Here is a 17997-nt window from a genome sequence, read left to right as displayed (position 1 = left end):
GATACGTATTGATACGTTTGCTTAAGTTATGGGTATGTGGCATCTGCTTTTGATAAAAATACCTTGAGAGTAATGACTGCAATAGGGGGAGTTGTGAACATAAATGGATTCAGTACCTCATTAAAGCCAGAGACAAGATCTGTGTCTGAGGGATATATCACCCCCAAATTGGATAGGGGCTCACTGGATAAAACCTCGGCTCAGGTAAGTACCGCTGACACTGCATCTATCTCACAAGCCGGCAAAACGGCAGAAAAATTAGATGTTGGCAGCGCGATGGTGCAGCTTAAAGATAGGGGCGCTGAAGCCGCAGAGAAGAGTGAAGCTGAGTCTTCATCTATAATAGATAAGCAGATCGAGCGAATTAAAGAGCGGATAGAGCAGCTCAAGCAGGATTTGAAGGGTCTGCAGGGAGATAAATCAGAGGTTGCACAGAAGAAACGAGAGATGATTAATGCGGAAATCTTGCAACTATCGGGAATGCTTATAAAATTATATGAAGAGAAGGCAAAACAGGAGGGGTCAGAGTAATATCGAGCAGAGTGTTATTTCGAAGATTACTCGATTAAATAGTAATGAAAAAGTCAGACAAGAAGATTGAGCATAATATCAGAGAGGCCTTGACTCAGGTGTGTGAAACCGCACTGGAGAACGTTGAGGGCTTTGAGTGGCTGACCCATAGAGTCCATTATGGCAACGTGGCTGGCTCTATTCAGATAACTTGTGTATTTGGTTCAAGCTCAGAGCTTAGCAGTGCAAAATCGGCTCAACATGATGAGTACCTCTATCAATTAATAAAATTAGCACTCTCCTCAATCGATATCGATATTAAAGATATCAAGCGCCACGTTAGCTTTGAGTGCGAAGATCCCTATACCAAATCTAAACGCACCTTATGTGATGTTAGCGACCTTGCTTAGTATTGATTAGGATATCTTTTAGATATCTTAGGAATTCAAAAAGATGAAATACTTCGCATATGGCTCAAACATGTCGATTGCCAGGTTAAAAGCGCGAACCCCTAGCGCGAAACGGATCGGCACATTTATTTTAACTGGCCATGAACTGCGTTTTCATAAGCTAGGCAGAGATGGCTCAGGTAAGTGTGATGCCTACCAAACAGGTGAGCCTCAATCACAAGTTTTCGGTGCTCTTTTCGAGATAGATGAACTGGAAAAGCCCTCTCTGGATCTCGCCGAGAGTCTGGGAGTTGGCTACGGTGAGAAAGTGGTCAAGGTTGTGAGTGCTGCTGGTGAAGAGCATGAGGCAATCACATACTACGCCCTTAATATTTTGCCATCACTTAAACCTTACTCATGGTATCTCAACCACGTCATCATAGGTGCAATCGAGAGCCAACTACCAACCTCATACCTTGAGTTGATTCAAACCACAGAATCGATTGAAGATGAAGACTTGCTTAGGGATAAACTGGAGCGGGGAGTTTACTAATTGTGGTTAGTTTCTCATGTTGCTAGCTATTTTTCAGTTGTAGGTGGGTTTACTTATTTACATCTGTAAGTGAATAAAGATAAATTGATCTAGTCCTTTGGCATTTATCTAACCTCTATTATTCGTTTTCATATGTAAGCAGAAAGGTGTTGATGGGACATGTTAAACAAAAAGAGATTATAACTCTTTGGTTTATCTACTCTACTCATGGAAGGTTTGTAGAATGTCCAAGTTCACTTTATTGAAACCACTTGAATGGTACATGTACGGACAAGGTTTTATACTTGTCGGATGGTTATATGTTCAAATAGTCCTATCCCCTATGGCCATTCTTTCGATAGCCAGTTTAATTTTCATCGATATCCAAGGTGAAGACACTTCATTCACCATTCTATATTTCGCCTCAGGGATCGGATTCATTGCCGGTTTAGTTTGGGCTGAACGTATTAGAAGAACGATTGGTATTTTAACATTTCACTCTTTCTTACTATCAACCCCTGAGATAGAGGGTTGGAGAGATAGAGATGGAAAGGTGATTAGTCGACAAAAACCTAACAAATCTTAGTCGTTGTAGATAATCAAACTGGTGGCTGCGTTTTCTGTATACCAATCAGTTTGGCATCATTATGAATATCAAAGTTCAGGTAGTTCATCTCACTCACTGAAGGCTCCCACATTGAAGAATATTAAATGGCTAACGTTATGAATATGAAAAAATTCTCTGAGCGAGCAGGTCTGTCAGCACATACACTGCGTTATTATGAAAAAATTGGCCTACTCAACAACGTCCAACGCAATATTAGTGGTCATCGAGATTACACCAGCAGAGATCTGGATTGGATTAATTTTGTTATTCGTCTGAAAGACACTGGTATGCCTTTGAGCAACATTTTGGAATATGCCAAGTTACGAGCATTAGGTTCGGATACGGTTAAAGAGCGTCAGAAGCTACTTGAACAACATAGAGAGTGTTTAAAGTCTCATATTGAGCTACAGCAAAATCATCTCGCAGCCCTAGAGGATAAGATTGGTTTATATGAATTGAATAAAGTGAGTTGACTTAGAGTTAACTCTAAGTTGTAAGGTCTCCTTTTCATTACACAAAGGAGAACATTTATGGAAAACTCAAGATTTACAGTAGGTCTAGAGCAGCTGTCTAAAATCGATGGTGAGGCAGGTCATAATGTCATCGAAAGTCTGCAAGATATCTGTCCCGATCTGGCTAAATTCACCATTGAATATCCCTTCGGGGATATATATTCACGGCCAGCTCTAGATTTAAAGTCCAGAGAGATAGCCACCATTGCCGCCTTAACGGCATTAGGTCATTGTAAACCTCAACTGAAAGTACACCTTAATGCGGCTTTAAATGTCGGCTGCACAGAAGATGAGATTAAAGAAGTACTATTACAGATGACAGTTTATGCAGGCTTCCCCGCAGCATTAAATGGCATGTTCGCATTTAAAGAGGTACTTCAAGAGAGTAAAGCAATTCAACCAAGCAATGACCTTGATACTTAGATACTAAATATTAAGTTGAAAAGAAGACTTTTGGCAATAAAGCTAGTAACAGTTTATTGCATCTTAAGGCACCAGCTTTTTCTGCGCTGCAAATGGGCTTAGCCCCAGCCAGATTTGCATCGATGATGCGATCTCTTTGGCACCGATTAGTTTCATCTGCTCACTTTCACGCTTGACCGTGGTTAGTCCCATCCAGATTGCTGTCATTGTGCGAAGGTCTGTGGTGACATAGAGATCGATATCAAAGCCAGGGTCGGCCCAGCAGAGATCGACATCGCCTTTGGGCTCGATAACCAGCCACCAACGCTGCTTAGATCTGGAGAGTTCAGGGTACAGAAACTGAATGACCGTTTGTTTTGTTGGCAGGGGACTTGGGTCTAAGTTTCTACGCATATCCCACATGAGTAACGAGGGGTCTAGATTCTTTAGGGAGATCTGAGATTCGACCCATTTCTGTCCCCAGTTACCCATAGCTTCAACCACAGGGTAGAGATCTTTGCCGGCTTTAGTTAAATGATACTCAAATATGCCTTTCTCGGAGCTATGTTCTTTTTTCTCCAAAATTCCAGCAGTTTCAAGCTCTTTTAGCCTTTGAGATAGAAGAGTGGGGGACATCTTTGGCACCCCTCGGCGTAGTTCATTAAAGCGATTCGTACCCGCAACTAACTCTCTAATCAGCACCATAGTCCACCTAGTACATAGTACTTCTGCAGCCATGGCAACTGGGCAAAACTGTTTATAACCAGGTTGACTCATCGCGATTTCCAAGAGGTGGGGGTTAACCAAAAGACTAGCAAAGGCCATTTACAAACACTAGTACGGAAATTGTACTGCTCAAGTCCAGTTTTTGGACTATCTAGGATGTTTTGTTATCGGCAAGCTGAGAGGTGTAGCAATCGAGCATAGTTAACATTAATTAAGGAGAGAACATGACTGTATACGTGATCGCAGATATCAAAATTACTGAGGATATTTGGGTGCCGGAGTATGCCGCCTCAGTGCATGAGATCGTGCATCGACATGGAGGTAAGTACCTGTCTCGCAGCGGTAATGTGAAAACCCTTGAGGGAAAACCGTTGGAGACAACACTCATCGCTTTGCTAGCATTCCCAACCGAAGCATCGGTACAGGCGTTTTTATCTGATCCTGAATATGCCCCCTATCGCCGCGCTAGAGTTTCAGGTAGTGAAAGTCGCTTTCAACTTATCGATGATACAGATCTTGCAGGCACCATCCCCTACTTAAGTAAGGGATGACCGAGATATTCGACAATTGAGCAACTTTGGTCAGGAAAGCGTTTTAAATCCCCTAGATACTGGCTAACAATTCAGTAGGGGATATGCTACACAGGAGTATCCCAATAATAAGTGGTTAATGAAAACAGATAAGGGAAGATATGCAAGCTAATGGAGAGCTAGATAATTACATCAGAGTGATGGACAGGGTTTGTGATTATATCTATGCAAATCTAGACGAGGAGCTAACAGTCGATCACCTGAGTGATTTTGCAGGTTTTTCTAAGTTTCATTTTCACCGTCAGTTTTCAGATTACCTCGGTATAGGCATAGCTAAATATATCCAGCTTTTACGATTAAAGAGGGCATCATACCGGCTCTATTTCGACCGTGAGGCCAAGATTATCGATATCGCCTTAGACGCTAAGTTTGATTACCCAGAGTCTTTTGCTCGGGCATTTAAGAAGGCGTTTGACCAATCTCCTACTGAATTTCGCAGCCAGCCAAAATGGCTGGAATGGAATGAGAAATATCACTTTGGAGTAAAAAAGATGGGTAAAGATCAAAAGGTTGAATTGGTCAATTTTGCAGAGACTAGAATTGCCGTTTTTGAGCACCGTGGTGCACCTGAGCTGGTCAATGAGTCTGCGGCAAAGTTTATCGCTTGGCGTAAACAGACAGGTTTATCACCAGTGAGCAAAAGCCAAACATTCGGCATGATCTATGAAGATCCTAAATCTGTACCGGCTGAGGATTTTAGGTTTGATATCTGTGGCTCGGTACTGCATGAAGTACCAGATAACAGCCATGGTGTGCTTAATAAAGTGATACCTCAAGGGCGTTGCGCTGTGATCCGTCATCATGGTTCCCATGATGCTCTGGATGCCAAGGTGCATTACCTTTATGGTCAATGGTTACCCAAAAGTGGTGAGTCTCTTCGCGACTTCCCCTGTTTCTTTCATTATCAGAACTTCTTCCCAGAAGTGGCTGAGCATGAACTCATCACGGATATCTATCTGCCCCTAAATTAATTAAATTTGAGATTTAATTAATTGAGTTAACTCTACTTTCCATGATCTTATGGGCATGGAGATTAATGATTTTTCACTTACAAATTGATATAGGGATGTTAACGTGTCTAACAAGGTTGGAATAAACGCTTAAGGAAACGGTGACATGGATACGTCACAGCTACTGATTAACTTTTTGCTTTTTATGTTATTGCCAATATGGGGCATTGCGGGATTAGCAGATTGGTTTTGTCATAGAGCAACAAAAATAGAGCACACTTCAGGGGTTAAAGAGACCCTAATGCACTCATTAATGGGGATTCAAATCGCTATCCCCATGGTGTTATGTCTGCTGTATATGGTTAACGTCCTCATCTTAATTATCTGCTTTTTGACTTGGATACTGCACGAGATCGTTGCCCACGCTGATGTGAGATATGCCTCTCCAAAGAGAGAGATTTCGATCTGGGAGATGCATGCTCATAACTATCTTGGGACACTTCCCATGTATATGTTAATCACTATCATTATTATTAACTGGCCACAATTCATAAACTTAGTCACCTTTAATTGGGAAGGGAATATGTCGCTTGTGCCTGTGGAGACCCCACATGGCGGCAGCGGTTATCTGCTGACCTATTTAAGCTTCATGTCGATTGTCTGTGTATTTCCCTACATTGAGGAAAATATTCGATGTATTCGAGTGACCATTAAATCGAGGGCAATAAAGTGAATGTTTACATTAACAGTACAGGGCATTACCTGCCGGGGCCGCCGATTGATAATGATGAGATAGAAGATATTTTAGGCTTGGTAAATGGAAAAAAAAGCCGGCTTAAACATAAAATATTGCAATCTAATGGCATAAAAACGCGCCATTATGCGATTAATCAACAGCAAGAGACGCAAATATCAAACAGCGAAATGGCCGCACATGCTGGGATTAAGTGTTTAGATGCTAGCTATATTTCGCCTCATCAGATAGAGATGCTCAGTGTGGCGACCAGCCAAGGGGATCTGGTGTTACCTGGCTTTGGCAGCATGGTGCAAGCTGAGTTAGATATCCCTTCTGTTGAGTTACAGACGAGTCATGGGATCTGCTCCAGCAGCATGATGGCACTTAAATCGGCTTATACCAATATTAAGGCGCAGGAGTCTGCTAACGCTTTAGTTATCGCCAGTGAATTAGCCTCCCGCCTGTTTAAACATACTCGTTATGAGCAAGTTGAGGGGAACGAGATAGACTTCAATGCTGAATTTTTGCGTTGGATGTTGTCTGATGGTGCTGGGGCCTTGTTACTTGAGAACCAACCAAGAAAAACAGGAAAAAGCTTAAGAATTGATTGGATTAAAAGCTTTTCTCATGCGGATGTATACCCAGTGTGTATGTCGGTGGGGATGCCTAAAAATGCCACTAAAAGCTGGCAAGACTTTCCAACGTACAGTGAGGCTGAGCAAGCGGGGGCCTTGCTGCTACGTCAAGATGTTCGCCTACTCGATAATATTGTCTCGGTCGGAGTCAATGGCTTCTTAAAGCTATTACAAGATGGGATGTTCAAAGTGCCTGAGATAGATCATGTGCTATGTCATTTTTCATCGGCCTACTTTAAAAGCAAAATCGTTGAGATGCTTGAGGTTGCTGGAGTGCAGATCCCTGAGAAGAAGTGGTACACAAACCTGTATGAAAGGGGAAATACGGGCTGCGCGTCTATTTTTATTATGTTGGATGAGTTTCTCGCGACACAGGATTTATCTGTTGGTGAAACCCTGTTTTGTATGGTGCCTGAAAGTGGCCGATTTAATTGTGCTTATATGCATTTAACGGTAGTGGAGTAGATCATGACTGCACATGTATTAACAACCTCTGGCCAAACTTGTCTTCAGTCATTACTTAAAGTCTGGTTTGATTTTGATCTGGCGCTATCTAAGGCCCCTATTGTTAAACGTTTAGAGCAGGGCCGCTTGAGCCATGAAGATTACCAAAAACTGCTGTTAAACCTACGTCAGCAGGTGATAGAGGGCTCACGCTGGATCACCCGTTGTGCATCGAGCTTTAACCGAGAGTATGCCGATGTTCGCTCAATTGTGATTGGCCATGCCAAAGATGAACATAAAGATTTTCTTATGTTGGAGAGCGATTATGTTGCTGTTGGTGGCGACATCGATGTGATCCAAAATAGCAGTAAGAATATTGGCTCAGAGGCGCTGCACGGCTTTTTGATGTATCGAGCGAGCCAAGAGAACCCTGTGGATCTCATTGGTGCCATGTGGATCATTGAGGGGCTTGGCAACAAGATGGCAAGCAAATGGGCCCAGCTGGTTGAGGAGCAGCTTGAGCTACCCAAAGAGGCGACCCAATTTATGCGTTATCACGGTGAAAATGATGAACATCATCTTGAGGAACTCTACAAGCTGGTGGATCGTGTTGCTGTTGATGATGGAGCAATAAAAGCGATTGAGCGAACCGCGAAAGTGGTTGCTAGGCTCTATATTCTTCAATTGGAGGAGGTTGACCATGTCTAATAAAGAGCAGAGTGCATTTATACGAGCGATAGGGAGCGACAACTCACTACCGATTGAAAAAGCCGCGGTTGATCTCTGGGTTAAAGATCTGGATAACCCATTTCGTTGGACGTTGAGGCCAATATTACAGTTCCTTTTTGCTATTTTGCTGCACTTAACTTGGTTCTTCAAAAGGTTGCCGCTCCCTCAGTTTAGTGGGCATTCATTACTGCAAAAGATGATCTGCTGGTTCTGCAAAAATCTCGTTTCGCCTGAAGCCAATTTGTTAATCCTTAGGCACTTCTCAACCGAGTCTAATGTGATTAACTTTTTAGCCGAAAACAGCGGCAAAGAGGTGGTTGTTGATCTGTACCCAAAGTGTGTCGACGACATGATTCGAGATACCTTTGTGAAGCATGATCAAGAGCTATTTGATGCCTTTTATCATTTGGGAGATGCAAAAGATGCTCAGAAAATTGCGCGTACAAAGCTGAAATGGAAGCACTGGCAAAAGATAGATATGAAGGCATTTGAACTTGATAGAAAGCTAACTCAAGTTATTGACTTTGAAACTGCTCACGCGCTGTTTATGTGCCTTTTTTGTTTTTTACTTAAGCGGGACGAATATCGAGATGCGATCAACGGTTTTAACTTAGATCAATCTATCGCAATCCGCATCGGTCGTATTATCGGTAAGCCTGAGATAGTGGAGATGGCCTACAACAAATACCCACACTACCTCGTTGGCCCTTGGAATTTAAGTCAACGTTTTCTGATGCATGGTTTCTTTACTGAGTATCTTTATGCTGAGCTAGAATCGATACGAAATGATGCTATGTCGACTTCAAATGAAGATTAAATTGCTCAATGAGTCATCGCTTAGCATAAATAGGATTATCGTCTGTGATCAAGAATCAGACGTTTGGGATTATTTATGAAAATCTTAAGTCTATATCCGTTGAGAATTTCAGGTTTGATATCAGTAGCTCTGAAGTCGATGGACATGAGTTGAGCACGGGTATCTATCTCCGGTTTGAGATCGCTTTGTGATATCTACAGAGTCAGAGAACCTTCATTGTTTAGTGTCTGTAAAATATTCTGTAAAGACTTCATCTGTTGTGCTGATAGTGGCTCAAACATTTTTTCATAGCATTGATTCACATCACTTTCTAGCTTGGCATGGAGTGCCTTACCTTTACTGCTGCTGATGATAAGTATTTTTCGTCTGTCTTTTGGATGAGGTCGACGATATACCAAGCTGTCGTTGACAAGCTTATCAACCACTTTCGTCAGGGTTGAATCGTTGGTGTGGGTCAATAGAGATAGGTCTTTCATGCTTAAGCCTTCGCTGGCTTCAATAAGATTGGTGAGTATTCGCCACTGCACATTACCAAGCGTTTTTTTTCTTTGCTGTAAGGCTGACTCTAGTTTTTTGTCTAAAAGACGTTCATTTTGAACTAAAAGTTTAGCTAGCTCTGACTTTAAATTACCTGCAGTAGGACTCATTTATTGACCCTTTGAATCAGTTTTTAACTTCACAATAAGATATTCTATATCTGGAATAAACTATAAAGGATTATAATTTATTGAACAATAGCTATCAATCCAATACAGTATATAAAGTGAGCAATTCACTGTGGGTCATCGGCTCATAGGGTTGTATAACGGTACTCTCTGCTAGCTATGGCGGTATAATTTGCATAAAAAAATAGATAATCAAACCGTCAACATTGGTGTACTGTTGCCCTTTAGTGGTCCCATAGGGCTTTGGGGGAACTCTTGTGAAGCCTGCTCTATATTGGCCGCTGCAGAATTGAATAGCTACCGTGGGATACTCGATTGTAAGGTTGAACTAGAGTTTATTGATGCCAGTCTCAAGCCTAGTAACGTGGTCAAAGAGGTCTCTGCTAAGGTGAATTCTGGTCAACTATCTGCTTTAGTTGGTACTCACACCAGTGATGTTCGTAAAGAGGTTGCCAATGCCATTAAAGGTAAGGTGCCTTACATCTATACCCCTATGTATGAGGGCGGTGATCAAGGTACTGGCATGTACCTTACAGGGCTCACCACTGAGCAAAGTGTGTTGCCGACTTTAGATTGGCTCTGCTCCAATGTCACATCTCAACGTTGGTTTTTTGTGGGGAGTGACTATATTTGGCCAGCTAAAACCCATTCCTCTGCTATCGATTTTTTGTATTCCAGACATAGAGAGGTAGTCGCGAATGAACTGTTGCCACTGAAATGCAAGGACTTTTCTAGTACACTTGAGCGTATAGAGCAGAGCAAACCTGATGTTGTGTTTATTAATTTACTTGGTGAAGGAGCCATTGATTTTAATCGACAGTTTGCTCAGCGAGGGTTAGATAGCCAAATCATCCGATATTGTGGTGCGATCGAAGAGAACATGTTGTATGCGGTTGGTAGTGAAAATAGTCGTAATTTATTTTCATCAATGGGCTATTTCGAAGGCTTAAAAACTAACGAAGCTCAAAACTTTAATAAGCTTTATTATAATAACTTTGGTGATTTGGCACCTGGGCTTAATCAGATCAGTGTTTCGAGTTATGAAGGGATCATGTTGTTGGCTGACCTTGCGCAGCGTAGTCAATCCTTACAGACTCACGATATAGAAAAAACATCGATGTCGGCAGTTAACTTTCACAGTCCAAGAGGTGAGATAACCTTATTAAATAAAAATGTACAGGCAGATGTGTTTATTGTCCAAGCGAAAGATAATAGATTTGTACCTTTGCATCGTATTGGTTATTAATGGTTTTCTTTGTTCTCTTTTTACTCCTTTATTCCTAATTCATATAACTAAAAAAATACCGTAAATTACTGCTTAACGGTATTTAATACTGTTTGGTGTTTTTGGGGGGAATTTGTCGTTAGAACTTCATTTCAAATGTTGCGCCGTAGGTCGATGGAGCACCATAACCACGAAGTAACCAACCAAATGCTGGCAGATCATTGAGGTAAGTCACGTACTGAGTGTCAGTGATATTTTTTCCCCATAAAGAGATACGCCAATCATTTTCGGTTGACTCCAGTGCAATACGTGCATTTACGATCCAATAGTCGTCAATTAAATTACTAGGTTGGTTATTCACTTCGAGATATTGCTCATCTCTCCAGCTCCAATCACTGGCAAAAATCAGATCATAACCATCGTGTAGCTCCCACACATAGCGTGCCTGCCCATTGTAGGTGTATTTAGGATTAAATGCAGGACGATTCCCCTGTAGTTGAACTTCCCCAATACCTGTTTGTAAGGTTAACTCGCTTTTTAATTCTGCATCGACCCAACCAACACCTGAACTGAGTTTTAACCCATCAATGGGTACCCACTGAAGATCAATCTCTGCTCCGATTGTTTCAATTTCAGCAGCATTAATGGTAATTGGTACCGGAGAGTTAGGCGCATCAACATCAATATGACCATTTTGGAAGTCATAACGGAAAATTGAACCGTTAAATTGTAAGCTCCTATCGGCTAGTGTAGATTTAAATCCGATCTCATAAGCGGTGATCTCTTCGGGCTCTAAACTGGTGAGTTCATCTTGTGTTGCAGCAAAAGCCACACTGTAGCCACCGCTTCTAAACCCTGTAGAGATTGAGCCATAATAGAGTACATCTTCTTGAGGTGACCACTCTAACCCAGCTTTAAATGTGACGTTTTCATCGGTTCGTTGGCCGCCATCGCTAAGGTTTGCTGCGGTAGATGCAACTCCCGTGATGGTGACAGGTTGCTCTTCCCCTCCTATTGATTTCAGCCCCTCACCTTTATAAGTTCCCCCTGTTAAGCTAGTTTGTTCCCAACTGTATCGAACGCCACTAATTAATCTTAAATCTTCCGTTAACTCATTTTCTATATGTGCAAATGCAGCTACTGCATCGACTTTTTGGTTGTACTTTGAGTAATTGTTGAGTCCATTGAACGGTAAATATGCCGTTAAATAATCTGCGTTATCGAAGTCATCATGTTCATAGAATAATCCAACAATGTAGTTCCAGTTGTTATGATCAAAATCTGATGACAACCTGATCTCCTGAGTAAACTGCTTAAATTCGGTGAACCAATAAACTTCAACAGAGGTCACAGGGCTACCATCTGAGTCTTCACGTTGATCTTGACTGAATTGCTCATAGGCGGTGATAGAGGAGAGGGTAGCATTATCAAGTTGATGCTCTATTCTGACTAACCCGCCTATGCTTTCATTATCGACGGTAAAGCTCAGGTTATTTTGAGTGATATAGGGATCACTTTCTCCTGGGTAGTACTGACTAATATCTTGGCCTGGATTGAAAATAAGATCTAAACCTCGTAAGCAATTGGCATTATCCCCTTGCACGGTTCCATCTAAGTAAGCAGGGCAAAAACCACTTCCATCGGGTAAGGTATTGCCTACCCCTTCATAGGGATGAAGTTCAGATTTATCCTTACCATAGTGCATTGACAATAGAGCAGATGTTCCGTCATCATTTTCCCATAAGAGTTGGCCACGAACGGCTTTCTCTTTTACGGCCCCTTCATCGTCTTGGCGATTGGTGTTGTAGTAATAGCCCTCACCTTGCTCTGTTATATACATGGACAATCGTCCAGAAAGGTTGTCAGACAAAGGGCCAGAGATAAAGTTTTCTGTGGTTAAGGTGTCATAGTTATCATATCCAACACTGACTCCAGCCTCAAAGTAGGATGTAGGTTTGTTAGTAAAAAAGTTAACGGCCCCACCTGTGGTATTGCGACCAAAAAGATCCCCCTGTGGGCCTTTAAGGACTTCTACATGTTCAATATCAAATAGTGTCATTCCCGTCATAAAGCCCTTGCTCATATAAACTTCATCTACATGAACTGCAACTGGTGCATCTAGGTTAGAGGTAAACTCGTTTAGCCCTAATCCTCGTATGTTGAAAAAGTTATTGCCTAGACCGTAGTTGACTTGAACATTTGACACATTTGCAGCGACATTAACTACGTCGGTTACACCTAACTCTTTTAGCTGTTCCTCCCCAAATGCGGCCATAGTGATGCCGACTTTTTGCAAAGGCTGTACTCTTTTTTGAGCTCTTACTTCAATAACTTCTATTTCCGAGTCATTGCTTAGCACTGGGAGTGTAACGGAAGAGATTGAGATTATTAGAGTTATATTTATTAATCGATTCATAATATTAATCATTCCTTTTAGTTGTTTATTGTTAGAATAACGAGCGATAAAAATTGAACCTTTAGTCTCTGAGGAACTAAACGGCCTTCCAATCTGTACTTTGCTCATAGGCTTGTGCAGCCCGGTACAGGGTTGCTTCATCAAAATGATTGCCAACTAACATCATTCCAACGGGTAAACCGTTTCGTATTCCGCAGGGTATAGATAATGCCGGGTGGCCAGTGGTATCAAATGGACTGGTGTTACCTATCATTTCAAAGGCTCGCTGCACATGCAGAGCCTCATCATCGTCAGCAGTCGGGATTGGTGTTGCTTTCATGGGGGTAGTTGGCATGATTAAGATGTCAAAATGTGACAGAAGCTTGTCATATTCATCGGTTAAACGGCGGCTTAGGTTCTGTGCTTTTGCATAGAAGTGGCCATTATATTTCTCAAGCATGTACTGGCCGGTGAGTAGGCAAGACTTTAGATTATTTGGTAGTTCATTAGCTCGCATACGCCAGCTTGAATGGCGGTCAATTAAGCTGGTGCTGTGCAAGCCTTTCCAGCCACGCCCCATGCCATTGCCTAGCATCATCTGGTCGGTTAAGCCTTCAAGTGCCACAGCTAGCCAAATAGATTGTCCAATGTTATGCCAAGGGGTGGATACTTCATCAATACTGGCGCCAAGTTTTGAAAGCACTTGTATGGCATCTAACACTGCTTTATCGACGTCTTCTTCTGATTCTGGACGGTTAAATCCATCAGTTAATATGCCGATTTTAAGATCGTTTATATTGGACTTTAAACTGGTAAGATAATCATCGACTCCCTGCCGATATTGCCTTGGATCTAGGCCATCATGACCCGCTATGGCTTGTAATAATTTAGCGTTGTTTTCCACATTATTGGTGATAGGCCCAGCATTATCGATGGTATTTTCAATAGGCATTATTCCACTGTAAGGAACTAGACCCCAGGTGGGTTTCATGCCAACACAACCAGACCAAGAGGCGGGAATTCTAATGGATCCCCCTTGATCACAGCCTATTGCCATCTCCACTTCCCCTGCTCCAACTAAGGCGCCACAGCCAGAGGAGGAGCCGCCACTAGAATGCAGCGGATTGTATGGGTTCTTGACTGAGTGCTTGCTGTTGGTGTGACTTCCACCGGATAAGCAGAAATATTCACAGTGGGCTTTACCAACAATTTCGCCCCCAGCGTTGAGGATCCTACTTACTACCGTTGCATCATATTCAGGAATATATCCTTGCAATGTTGATGCTCCATTGTTCATCGGTACTCCAGCAAGAAAAATATTATCCTTTAAAACAACTTTGTATCCAGCTAATAAGCCAGACTTTTCTCCTTTAATTGATACCTTTCTATGCCAAGCATTCAGTTCATTTTGTTCGAGATCTGGCTCATAGCCGCTTGTTCGAGGATGAGTGACAAAAGGGACGTTATCGGGAAGTGAGTCGATGAGTTCATAAGCTGCAAGGTTTGGTTGTAATAACGACAGGTGTAATTCTAAATCTGAGTCTGATAAATCCATACAGAGGCTTTTAGCGATCAAATTTAACTCGGTTATTGTCGGGCCTGTAATTGCCATTGTTGTTCTCCTGAGTCTAAGTTCGAAATATTAACGTATAGGGGGGATGGTAATAATGTCAAGCTGTATATTATCTTTGCGTATATTCTACTTTCAGAATAAATTATTGCGTTTTACATACTATTTTTATAAGTTATAAATTTGCTGGATAGTTGAAGGGGTGACAAATGGAGCAGGACTTAACAAGACAAAGTTACAAAGAGGGGGAGGGGGACGCAGTGTTTATCAATGGCACTATTGGGCAGACTTTTGATTGTATCGCTTCACAACATCCTAATGCGCAAGCCATTGTTGTTAAACATCAAAATATCTCTTGGAACTACAGGCTGTATCACCAAAAGGTGACTCAGTTCGCCGCGGGATTGCTACAGCTTAATGTTAAACCCGGTGATAGAGTTGCTATTTGGGCCCCTAACTGTATTGAATGGTGTATTGCTCAGTTTGCCACTGCAAAAATCGGTGCTGTATTGGTGTGCATCAATCCGGCATATAGGATCTCTGAACTGTCATATTCGCTAAAGAAAGTTGGCTGTAAAGTATTGATCACCGCTACAAACTTCAAATCTTCCGATTACTTAGAAATGATTGAAACCATAGTGCCAGAACTTAAGTTATGTTCGCCTGGAGAGCTTACTTCTGAAAACTTCCCATTGTTGAAAAGTGTTATTCAGATGGGCGATAAAAGCCGTTCTGGTATGTTTGGTTTCGATGAGGTGAGTGATTACTGCACTGATGAATTGATTGAAAAAGTTAATAGCATTGGTCAGCGTCTTTCTCCTGATGATGCCATTAATATTCAGTTTACCAGTGGTACAACGGGAGAGCCTAAAGGAGCAACCTTGACTCACAGTAGTATTTTGAATAATGGCTTTCAAGTCGGCGAAAAAATGCGCTTAACTTACGATGATAAGCTATGTATTCCTGTGCCGCTATATCACTGTTTTGGCATGGTAATGGGAAACTTAGCCTGCATTACCCACGGCTGTAGTGCGGTATTTCCCAGTGACTCATTTGACCCTATTGCTTGTTTAGAGGCGATAGATGAATACCGATGTACCGCGCTTCATGGCGTCCCAACCATGTTTATCGCCATTTTAAATGAGCCAGAGTTTAACGCATATGATTTGACGAGTTTACGTACGGGGATTATGGCGGGGGCATTATGCCCAATAGAGACTATCAAGAAAGTTATCGGTGATATGAATATGAAACATATACTTATCGCCTACGGACAAACTGAAACTAGCCCTGTTAGTCACATGACGGGTATCGATGATGCGATTGAGAAACGGGTTACAACCGTGGGGAAAATTGGGCCTGGTTTAGAGGTAAAGCTGGTTAATCAAAATGGGGAGACTGTGCCAATAGGCGTGGAAGGGGAGATCTGTATTCGTGGCTATGCCGTGATGAAAGGTTACTGGGAAGATGAGCAAAAAACCAAAGAGACAATCAGCCAAGATGGTTGGCTGCACTCAGGTGATTTAGGTGAGATGGATAACGACAATTACCTAAAAGTCACCGGACGTATGAAGGACATGATTATTCGTGGTGGTGAGAACATTTATCCTAGAGAGATCGAAAACTTTTTATATACGCACCCGACCATTTTAGATGTACAAGTCTTCGGTATAAAGGATGATAAGTATGGGGAAAGTGTGTGCGCATGGATAATATGTAAGAAGGATAGATCATTGACGGTACAGGAGGTTCAAGATTTCTGTAAGGACAGTATTAGTCATTTTAAGATCCCTGAACATATCTCTTTTGTGACCAAATTTCCGATGACAGTTACAGGAAAAATACAGAAATTTGTGATGCGAGATATGATGGAGAAACGACATTAGCCTGCTAAGTTAAATTACATCTCGGTATGTTATTTATTAACGATGATAGGTAGTGTTAAAGGTTGTATAGTCTTATGACTTTTTTCAAAGCTTTACAGGGAGTTTTATTTTATGGGAAAGCAATTTGCAGAGCTCTCAAGTAAACACATTGAGTTTATTGAGAAGCAAAAGATCTATTTTGTCGCTACCGCAGCTCAAACTGGTTGTGTGAATCTATCACCGAAAGGGGGCGACTCATTACGAGTGATTAGCTCCAGCAAAATTGCTTGGTTAAACCTAACCGGTAGCGGCAATGAATCGGCTTCTCATGTACTGCAAGATCCCCGAATGACTATTATGTTTTGTGCATTTGAAGGCTCACCACTCATTCTACGCACTTATGGTCAAGCTGAAGTACTGCACGTTAACGATGCCGAATGGGAGCAATATGCAAAACTCTTTCCTGAGAGTGTCGCCGCTCGTCAAATCTTTGTACTAGATATCACTTTAGTGCAATCTTCATGTGGCATGTCTGTTCCCTATTTTACCTTTGAAAGCGACCGAGACGATTTAGCAAAGTGGTCAGATAAACATGGGACTGAGGGGATCGAAAAGTACTGGGTTAAAAGAAACCAAAAGAGCATCGATGGCTTCGATACTGAGATTGTTCAGCGAGCAGGCATAAAGCAAAACAGTAGCGATTCTTAATATTGATGAGCATAAGAGATGGAGTTTAAATATGCGTAAAGTTGTTATTTTTAATAAAAGAACAAATAGGTTTTTTGGGGATGTCGATTTAACACTGCTAAACGCTCAAATCGAAGAGATGGAAGGCGAAGGCCACGAAATAATCTCTGTTACTGCGAACACAGATCTATTTGGTAATCTGGTGTCATTTACTCTTTTAATAGAGTTATCTGTAACATAGGGTGTAAGAAATTCATTAATAGTACTTACAAGCTTCAGTATGGTTATGCTTAAAAGCGATTAACGGCCCATGTAAAAATTTAAACCGATAAAAATAGGGCCGCTAAACTTTTTGATAGTAAAGTCTAATCGAAGAGATCACTTGTTTGTTATCGGACAAATCTGCTCTTTATTACTAGAATGACGACCCAGGTTCAGACAAAAACTCTAACTCATCAGCTGTTGAGGAGCGTCCAAGGATCTCATTTCTATGGGGATAACGACCAAAGCGGTCGATGATCGCCTTATGCCTCTCTTCAAAGCTTAAGCTTACCTGTGCAGCTTCACGTTTAAATAGCACCATGGCTATTTCATGTATCTTGGCTGATTCACTGTGCATATAGGGCATAAACAGAAAAGGAACATATGTTGGGTTAATCTCTTGATCTACCTTAAATGCGACGGCTTCTTGGGCTAAGACTAATGCCATTGGATCTGCTTCAAAAGCTTGGGGGGTATCACGGTAGATGTTACGGGAGAACTGATCTAATACAATTATCTCAGCTAAGCGGCCTTGGGGGGTCGCACGCCAGTGGTAGAGTTCGCCAGCTTTGGCTTGCTCCAGTAGTGGGCCGAAACAGCTGCGGAGTTGTTGATCAAAGTCTGTATCTTTAACCCAGTGGCATTTAGGATCAATCTCTTTAAACCAGAAATTAATAATGGTGTCTGGGGTGATATTCTCTGCTTGCAGGGATACGTGTTCCTTACTACTCAAGATAATTCTCCTCTATT

At 41.8% G+C, this 17997-nt stretch carries 21 protein-coding genes; 16 read left to right on the top strand and 5 right to left on the bottom strand.

Going from position 1 to position 17997, the window contains the following annotated elements:
• Positions 1 to 93 precede the first annotated feature (93 nt).
• From SWOO_RS20795 to SWOO_RS20770, 6 genes are all read left to right on the top strand, one after another.
• Positions 94 to 531, top strand: a complete 438-nt coding sequence (locus tag SWOO_RS20795; RefSeq protein WP_041417814.1) for a hypothetical protein — start codon at positions 94 to 96, stop codon at positions 529 to 531.
• Positions 532 to 575: 44 nt separating this feature from the next.
• Complete coding sequence (locus tag SWOO_RS20790; RefSeq protein ID WP_012326638.1) at positions 576 to 920, top strand: hypothetical protein; 345 nt, start codon at positions 576 to 578, stop codon at positions 918 to 920.
• Positions 921 to 963: 43 nt separating this feature from the next.
• A complete protein-coding gene (locus SWOO_RS20785) occupies positions 964 to 1452 on the top strand; it encodes a gamma-glutamylcyclotransferase family protein (protein ID WP_012326637.1) in 489 nt (162 codons plus the stop codon).
• 223 nt (positions 1453 to 1675) lie between these two features.
• A complete protein-coding gene (locus tag SWOO_RS20780; protein ID WP_012326636.1) occupies positions 1676 to 2017 on the top strand; it encodes a hypothetical protein in 342 nt (113 codons plus the stop codon).
• A 137-nt stretch (positions 2018 to 2154) separates the two neighbouring features.
• On the top strand, positions 2155 to 2511 hold the full coding sequence (locus SWOO_RS20775) for a MerR family transcriptional regulator (protein ID WP_041418322.1): 357 nt from the start codon (positions 2155 to 2157) through the stop codon (positions 2509 to 2511).
• A gap of 57 nt (positions 2512 to 2568) precedes the next feature.
• Positions 2569 to 2973 (top strand): carboxymuconolactone decarboxylase family protein, encoded by a 405-nt coding sequence (locus SWOO_RS20770; RefSeq protein WP_012326634.1) that lies wholly within the window; start codon positions 2569 to 2571, stop codon positions 2971 to 2973.
• A 63-nt stretch (positions 2974 to 3036) separates the two neighbouring features.
• Here SWOO_RS20770 and SWOO_RS20765 read toward each other — a convergent pair whose 3' ends face one another.
• Complete coding sequence (locus SWOO_RS20765) at positions 3037 to 3729, bottom strand: winged helix-turn-helix transcriptional regulator (protein WP_012326633.1); 693 nt, start codon at positions 3727 to 3729, stop codon at positions 3037 to 3039.
• Positions 3730 to 3902: 173 nt separating this feature from the next.
• Here SWOO_RS20765 and SWOO_RS20760 point away from each other — a divergent pair, with 173 nt between their 5' ends.
• From SWOO_RS20760 to SWOO_RS20735, 6 genes are all read left to right on the top strand, one after another.
• A complete protein-coding gene (locus SWOO_RS20760) occupies positions 3903 to 4229 on the top strand; it encodes a DUF1330 domain-containing protein (protein WP_012326632.1) in 327 nt (108 codons plus the stop codon).
• A gap of 140 nt (positions 4230 to 4369) precedes the next feature.
• The gene (locus SWOO_RS20755; protein ID WP_012326631.1) at positions 4370 to 5239 is read left to right on the top strand and encodes an AraC family transcriptional regulator; all 870 of its coding nucleotides are present in this window, start codon (positions 4370 to 4372) and stop codon (positions 5237 to 5239) included.
• A 145-nt stretch (positions 5240 to 5384) separates the two neighbouring features.
• Positions 5385 to 5951, top strand: a complete 567-nt coding sequence (locus SWOO_RS20750) for a hypothetical protein (protein WP_012326630.1) — start codon at positions 5385 to 5387, stop codon at positions 5949 to 5951.
• Complete coding sequence (locus tag SWOO_RS20745) at positions 5948 to 7054, top strand: beta-ketoacyl-ACP synthase III (protein ID WP_012326629.1); 1107 nt, start codon at positions 5948 to 5950, stop codon at positions 7052 to 7054. Before SWOO_RS20750 ends, SWOO_RS20745 begins: the two co-directional genes overlap by 4 nt.
• 3 nt (positions 7055 to 7057) lie before the next feature.
• Positions 7058 to 7741 (top strand): iron-containing redox enzyme family protein, encoded by a 684-nt coding sequence (locus SWOO_RS20740; RefSeq protein WP_012326628.1) that lies wholly within the window; start codon positions 7058 to 7060, stop codon positions 7739 to 7741.
• On the top strand, positions 7734 to 8579 hold the full coding sequence (locus SWOO_RS20735; protein WP_012326627.1) for a DUF6999 family protein: 846 nt from the start codon (positions 7734 to 7736) through the stop codon (positions 8577 to 8579). Before SWOO_RS20740 ends, SWOO_RS20735 begins: the two co-directional genes overlap by 8 nt.
• A 194-nt stretch (positions 8580 to 8773) precedes the next feature.
• On the opposite strand, the gene SWOO_RS20730 is transcribed toward SWOO_RS20735, so the two are convergent.
• Complete coding sequence (locus SWOO_RS20730; protein ID WP_012326626.1) at positions 8774 to 9226, bottom strand: MarR family winged helix-turn-helix transcriptional regulator; 453 nt, start codon at positions 9224 to 9226, stop codon at positions 8774 to 8776.
• Between the two features lie 190 nt (positions 9227 to 9416).
• Here SWOO_RS20730 and SWOO_RS20725 point away from each other — a divergent pair, with 190 nt between their 5' ends.
• Positions 9417 to 10490 carry a substrate-binding domain-containing protein gene (locus SWOO_RS20725; RefSeq protein WP_012326625.1) on the top strand — a complete coding sequence of 358 codons (1074 nt, stop codon included), beginning with the start codon at positions 9417 to 9419 and terminating at the stop codon, positions 10488 to 10490.
• Positions 10491 to 10608: 118 nt separating this feature from the next.
• Here SWOO_RS20725 and SWOO_RS20720 read toward each other — a convergent pair whose 3' ends face one another.
• Both SWOO_RS20720 and SWOO_RS20715 read right to left on the bottom strand, forming a co-directional pair.
• A complete protein-coding gene (locus SWOO_RS20720; RefSeq protein ID WP_195742825.1) occupies positions 10609 to 12765 on the bottom strand; it encodes a TonB-dependent receptor in 2157 nt (718 codons plus the stop codon).
• Positions 12766 to 12961: 196 nt separating this feature from the next.
• Positions 12962 to 14476 (bottom strand): amidase, encoded by a 1515-nt coding sequence (locus SWOO_RS20715; RefSeq protein ID WP_012326623.1) that lies wholly within the window; start codon positions 14474 to 14476, stop codon positions 12962 to 12964.
• Between the two features lie 167 nt (positions 14477 to 14643).
• Between SWOO_RS20715 and SWOO_RS20710 the strand changes: the two genes are divergently transcribed.
• The 3 genes from SWOO_RS20710 to SWOO_RS20700 all read left to right on the top strand — a co-directional run bounded on the left by SWOO_RS20710 (position 14644) and on the right by SWOO_RS20700 (position 17227).
• Positions 14644 to 16320, top strand: coding sequence for an AMP-binding protein (locus SWOO_RS20710; RefSeq protein WP_012326622.1), 1677 nt, complete (start codon positions 14644 to 14646; stop codon positions 16318 to 16320).
• A gap of 111 nt (positions 16321 to 16431) precedes the next feature.
• Complete coding sequence (locus SWOO_RS20705; RefSeq protein ID WP_012326621.1) at positions 16432 to 17007, top strand: pyridoxamine 5'-phosphate oxidase family protein; 576 nt, start codon at positions 16432 to 16434, stop codon at positions 17005 to 17007.
• A 31-nt stretch (positions 17008 to 17038) separates the two neighbouring features.
• On the top strand, positions 17039 to 17227 hold the full coding sequence (locus SWOO_RS20700) for a hypothetical protein (protein WP_012326620.1): 189 nt from the start codon (positions 17039 to 17041) through the stop codon (positions 17225 to 17227).
• 174 nt (positions 17228 to 17401) lie between these two features.
• On the opposite strand, the gene SWOO_RS20695 is transcribed toward SWOO_RS20700, so the two are convergent.
• On the bottom strand, positions 17402 to 17980 hold the full coding sequence (locus SWOO_RS20695; RefSeq protein WP_012326619.1) for a DUF924 family protein: 579 nt from the start codon (positions 17978 to 17980) through the stop codon (positions 17402 to 17404).
• Between the last annotated feature and the right edge of the window lie 17 nt (positions 17981 to 17997).

The sequence above is a fragment of the Shewanella woodyi ATCC 51908 genome (genome assembly GCF_000019525.1).
GTDB classification, from domain to species: Bacteria; Pseudomonadota; Gammaproteobacteria; order Enterobacterales; family Shewanellaceae; genus Shewanella; species Shewanella woodyi.
Note: the sequence above shows the minus strand (reverse complement) of the source record. Positions and strands in the feature narration are given on the sequence as shown.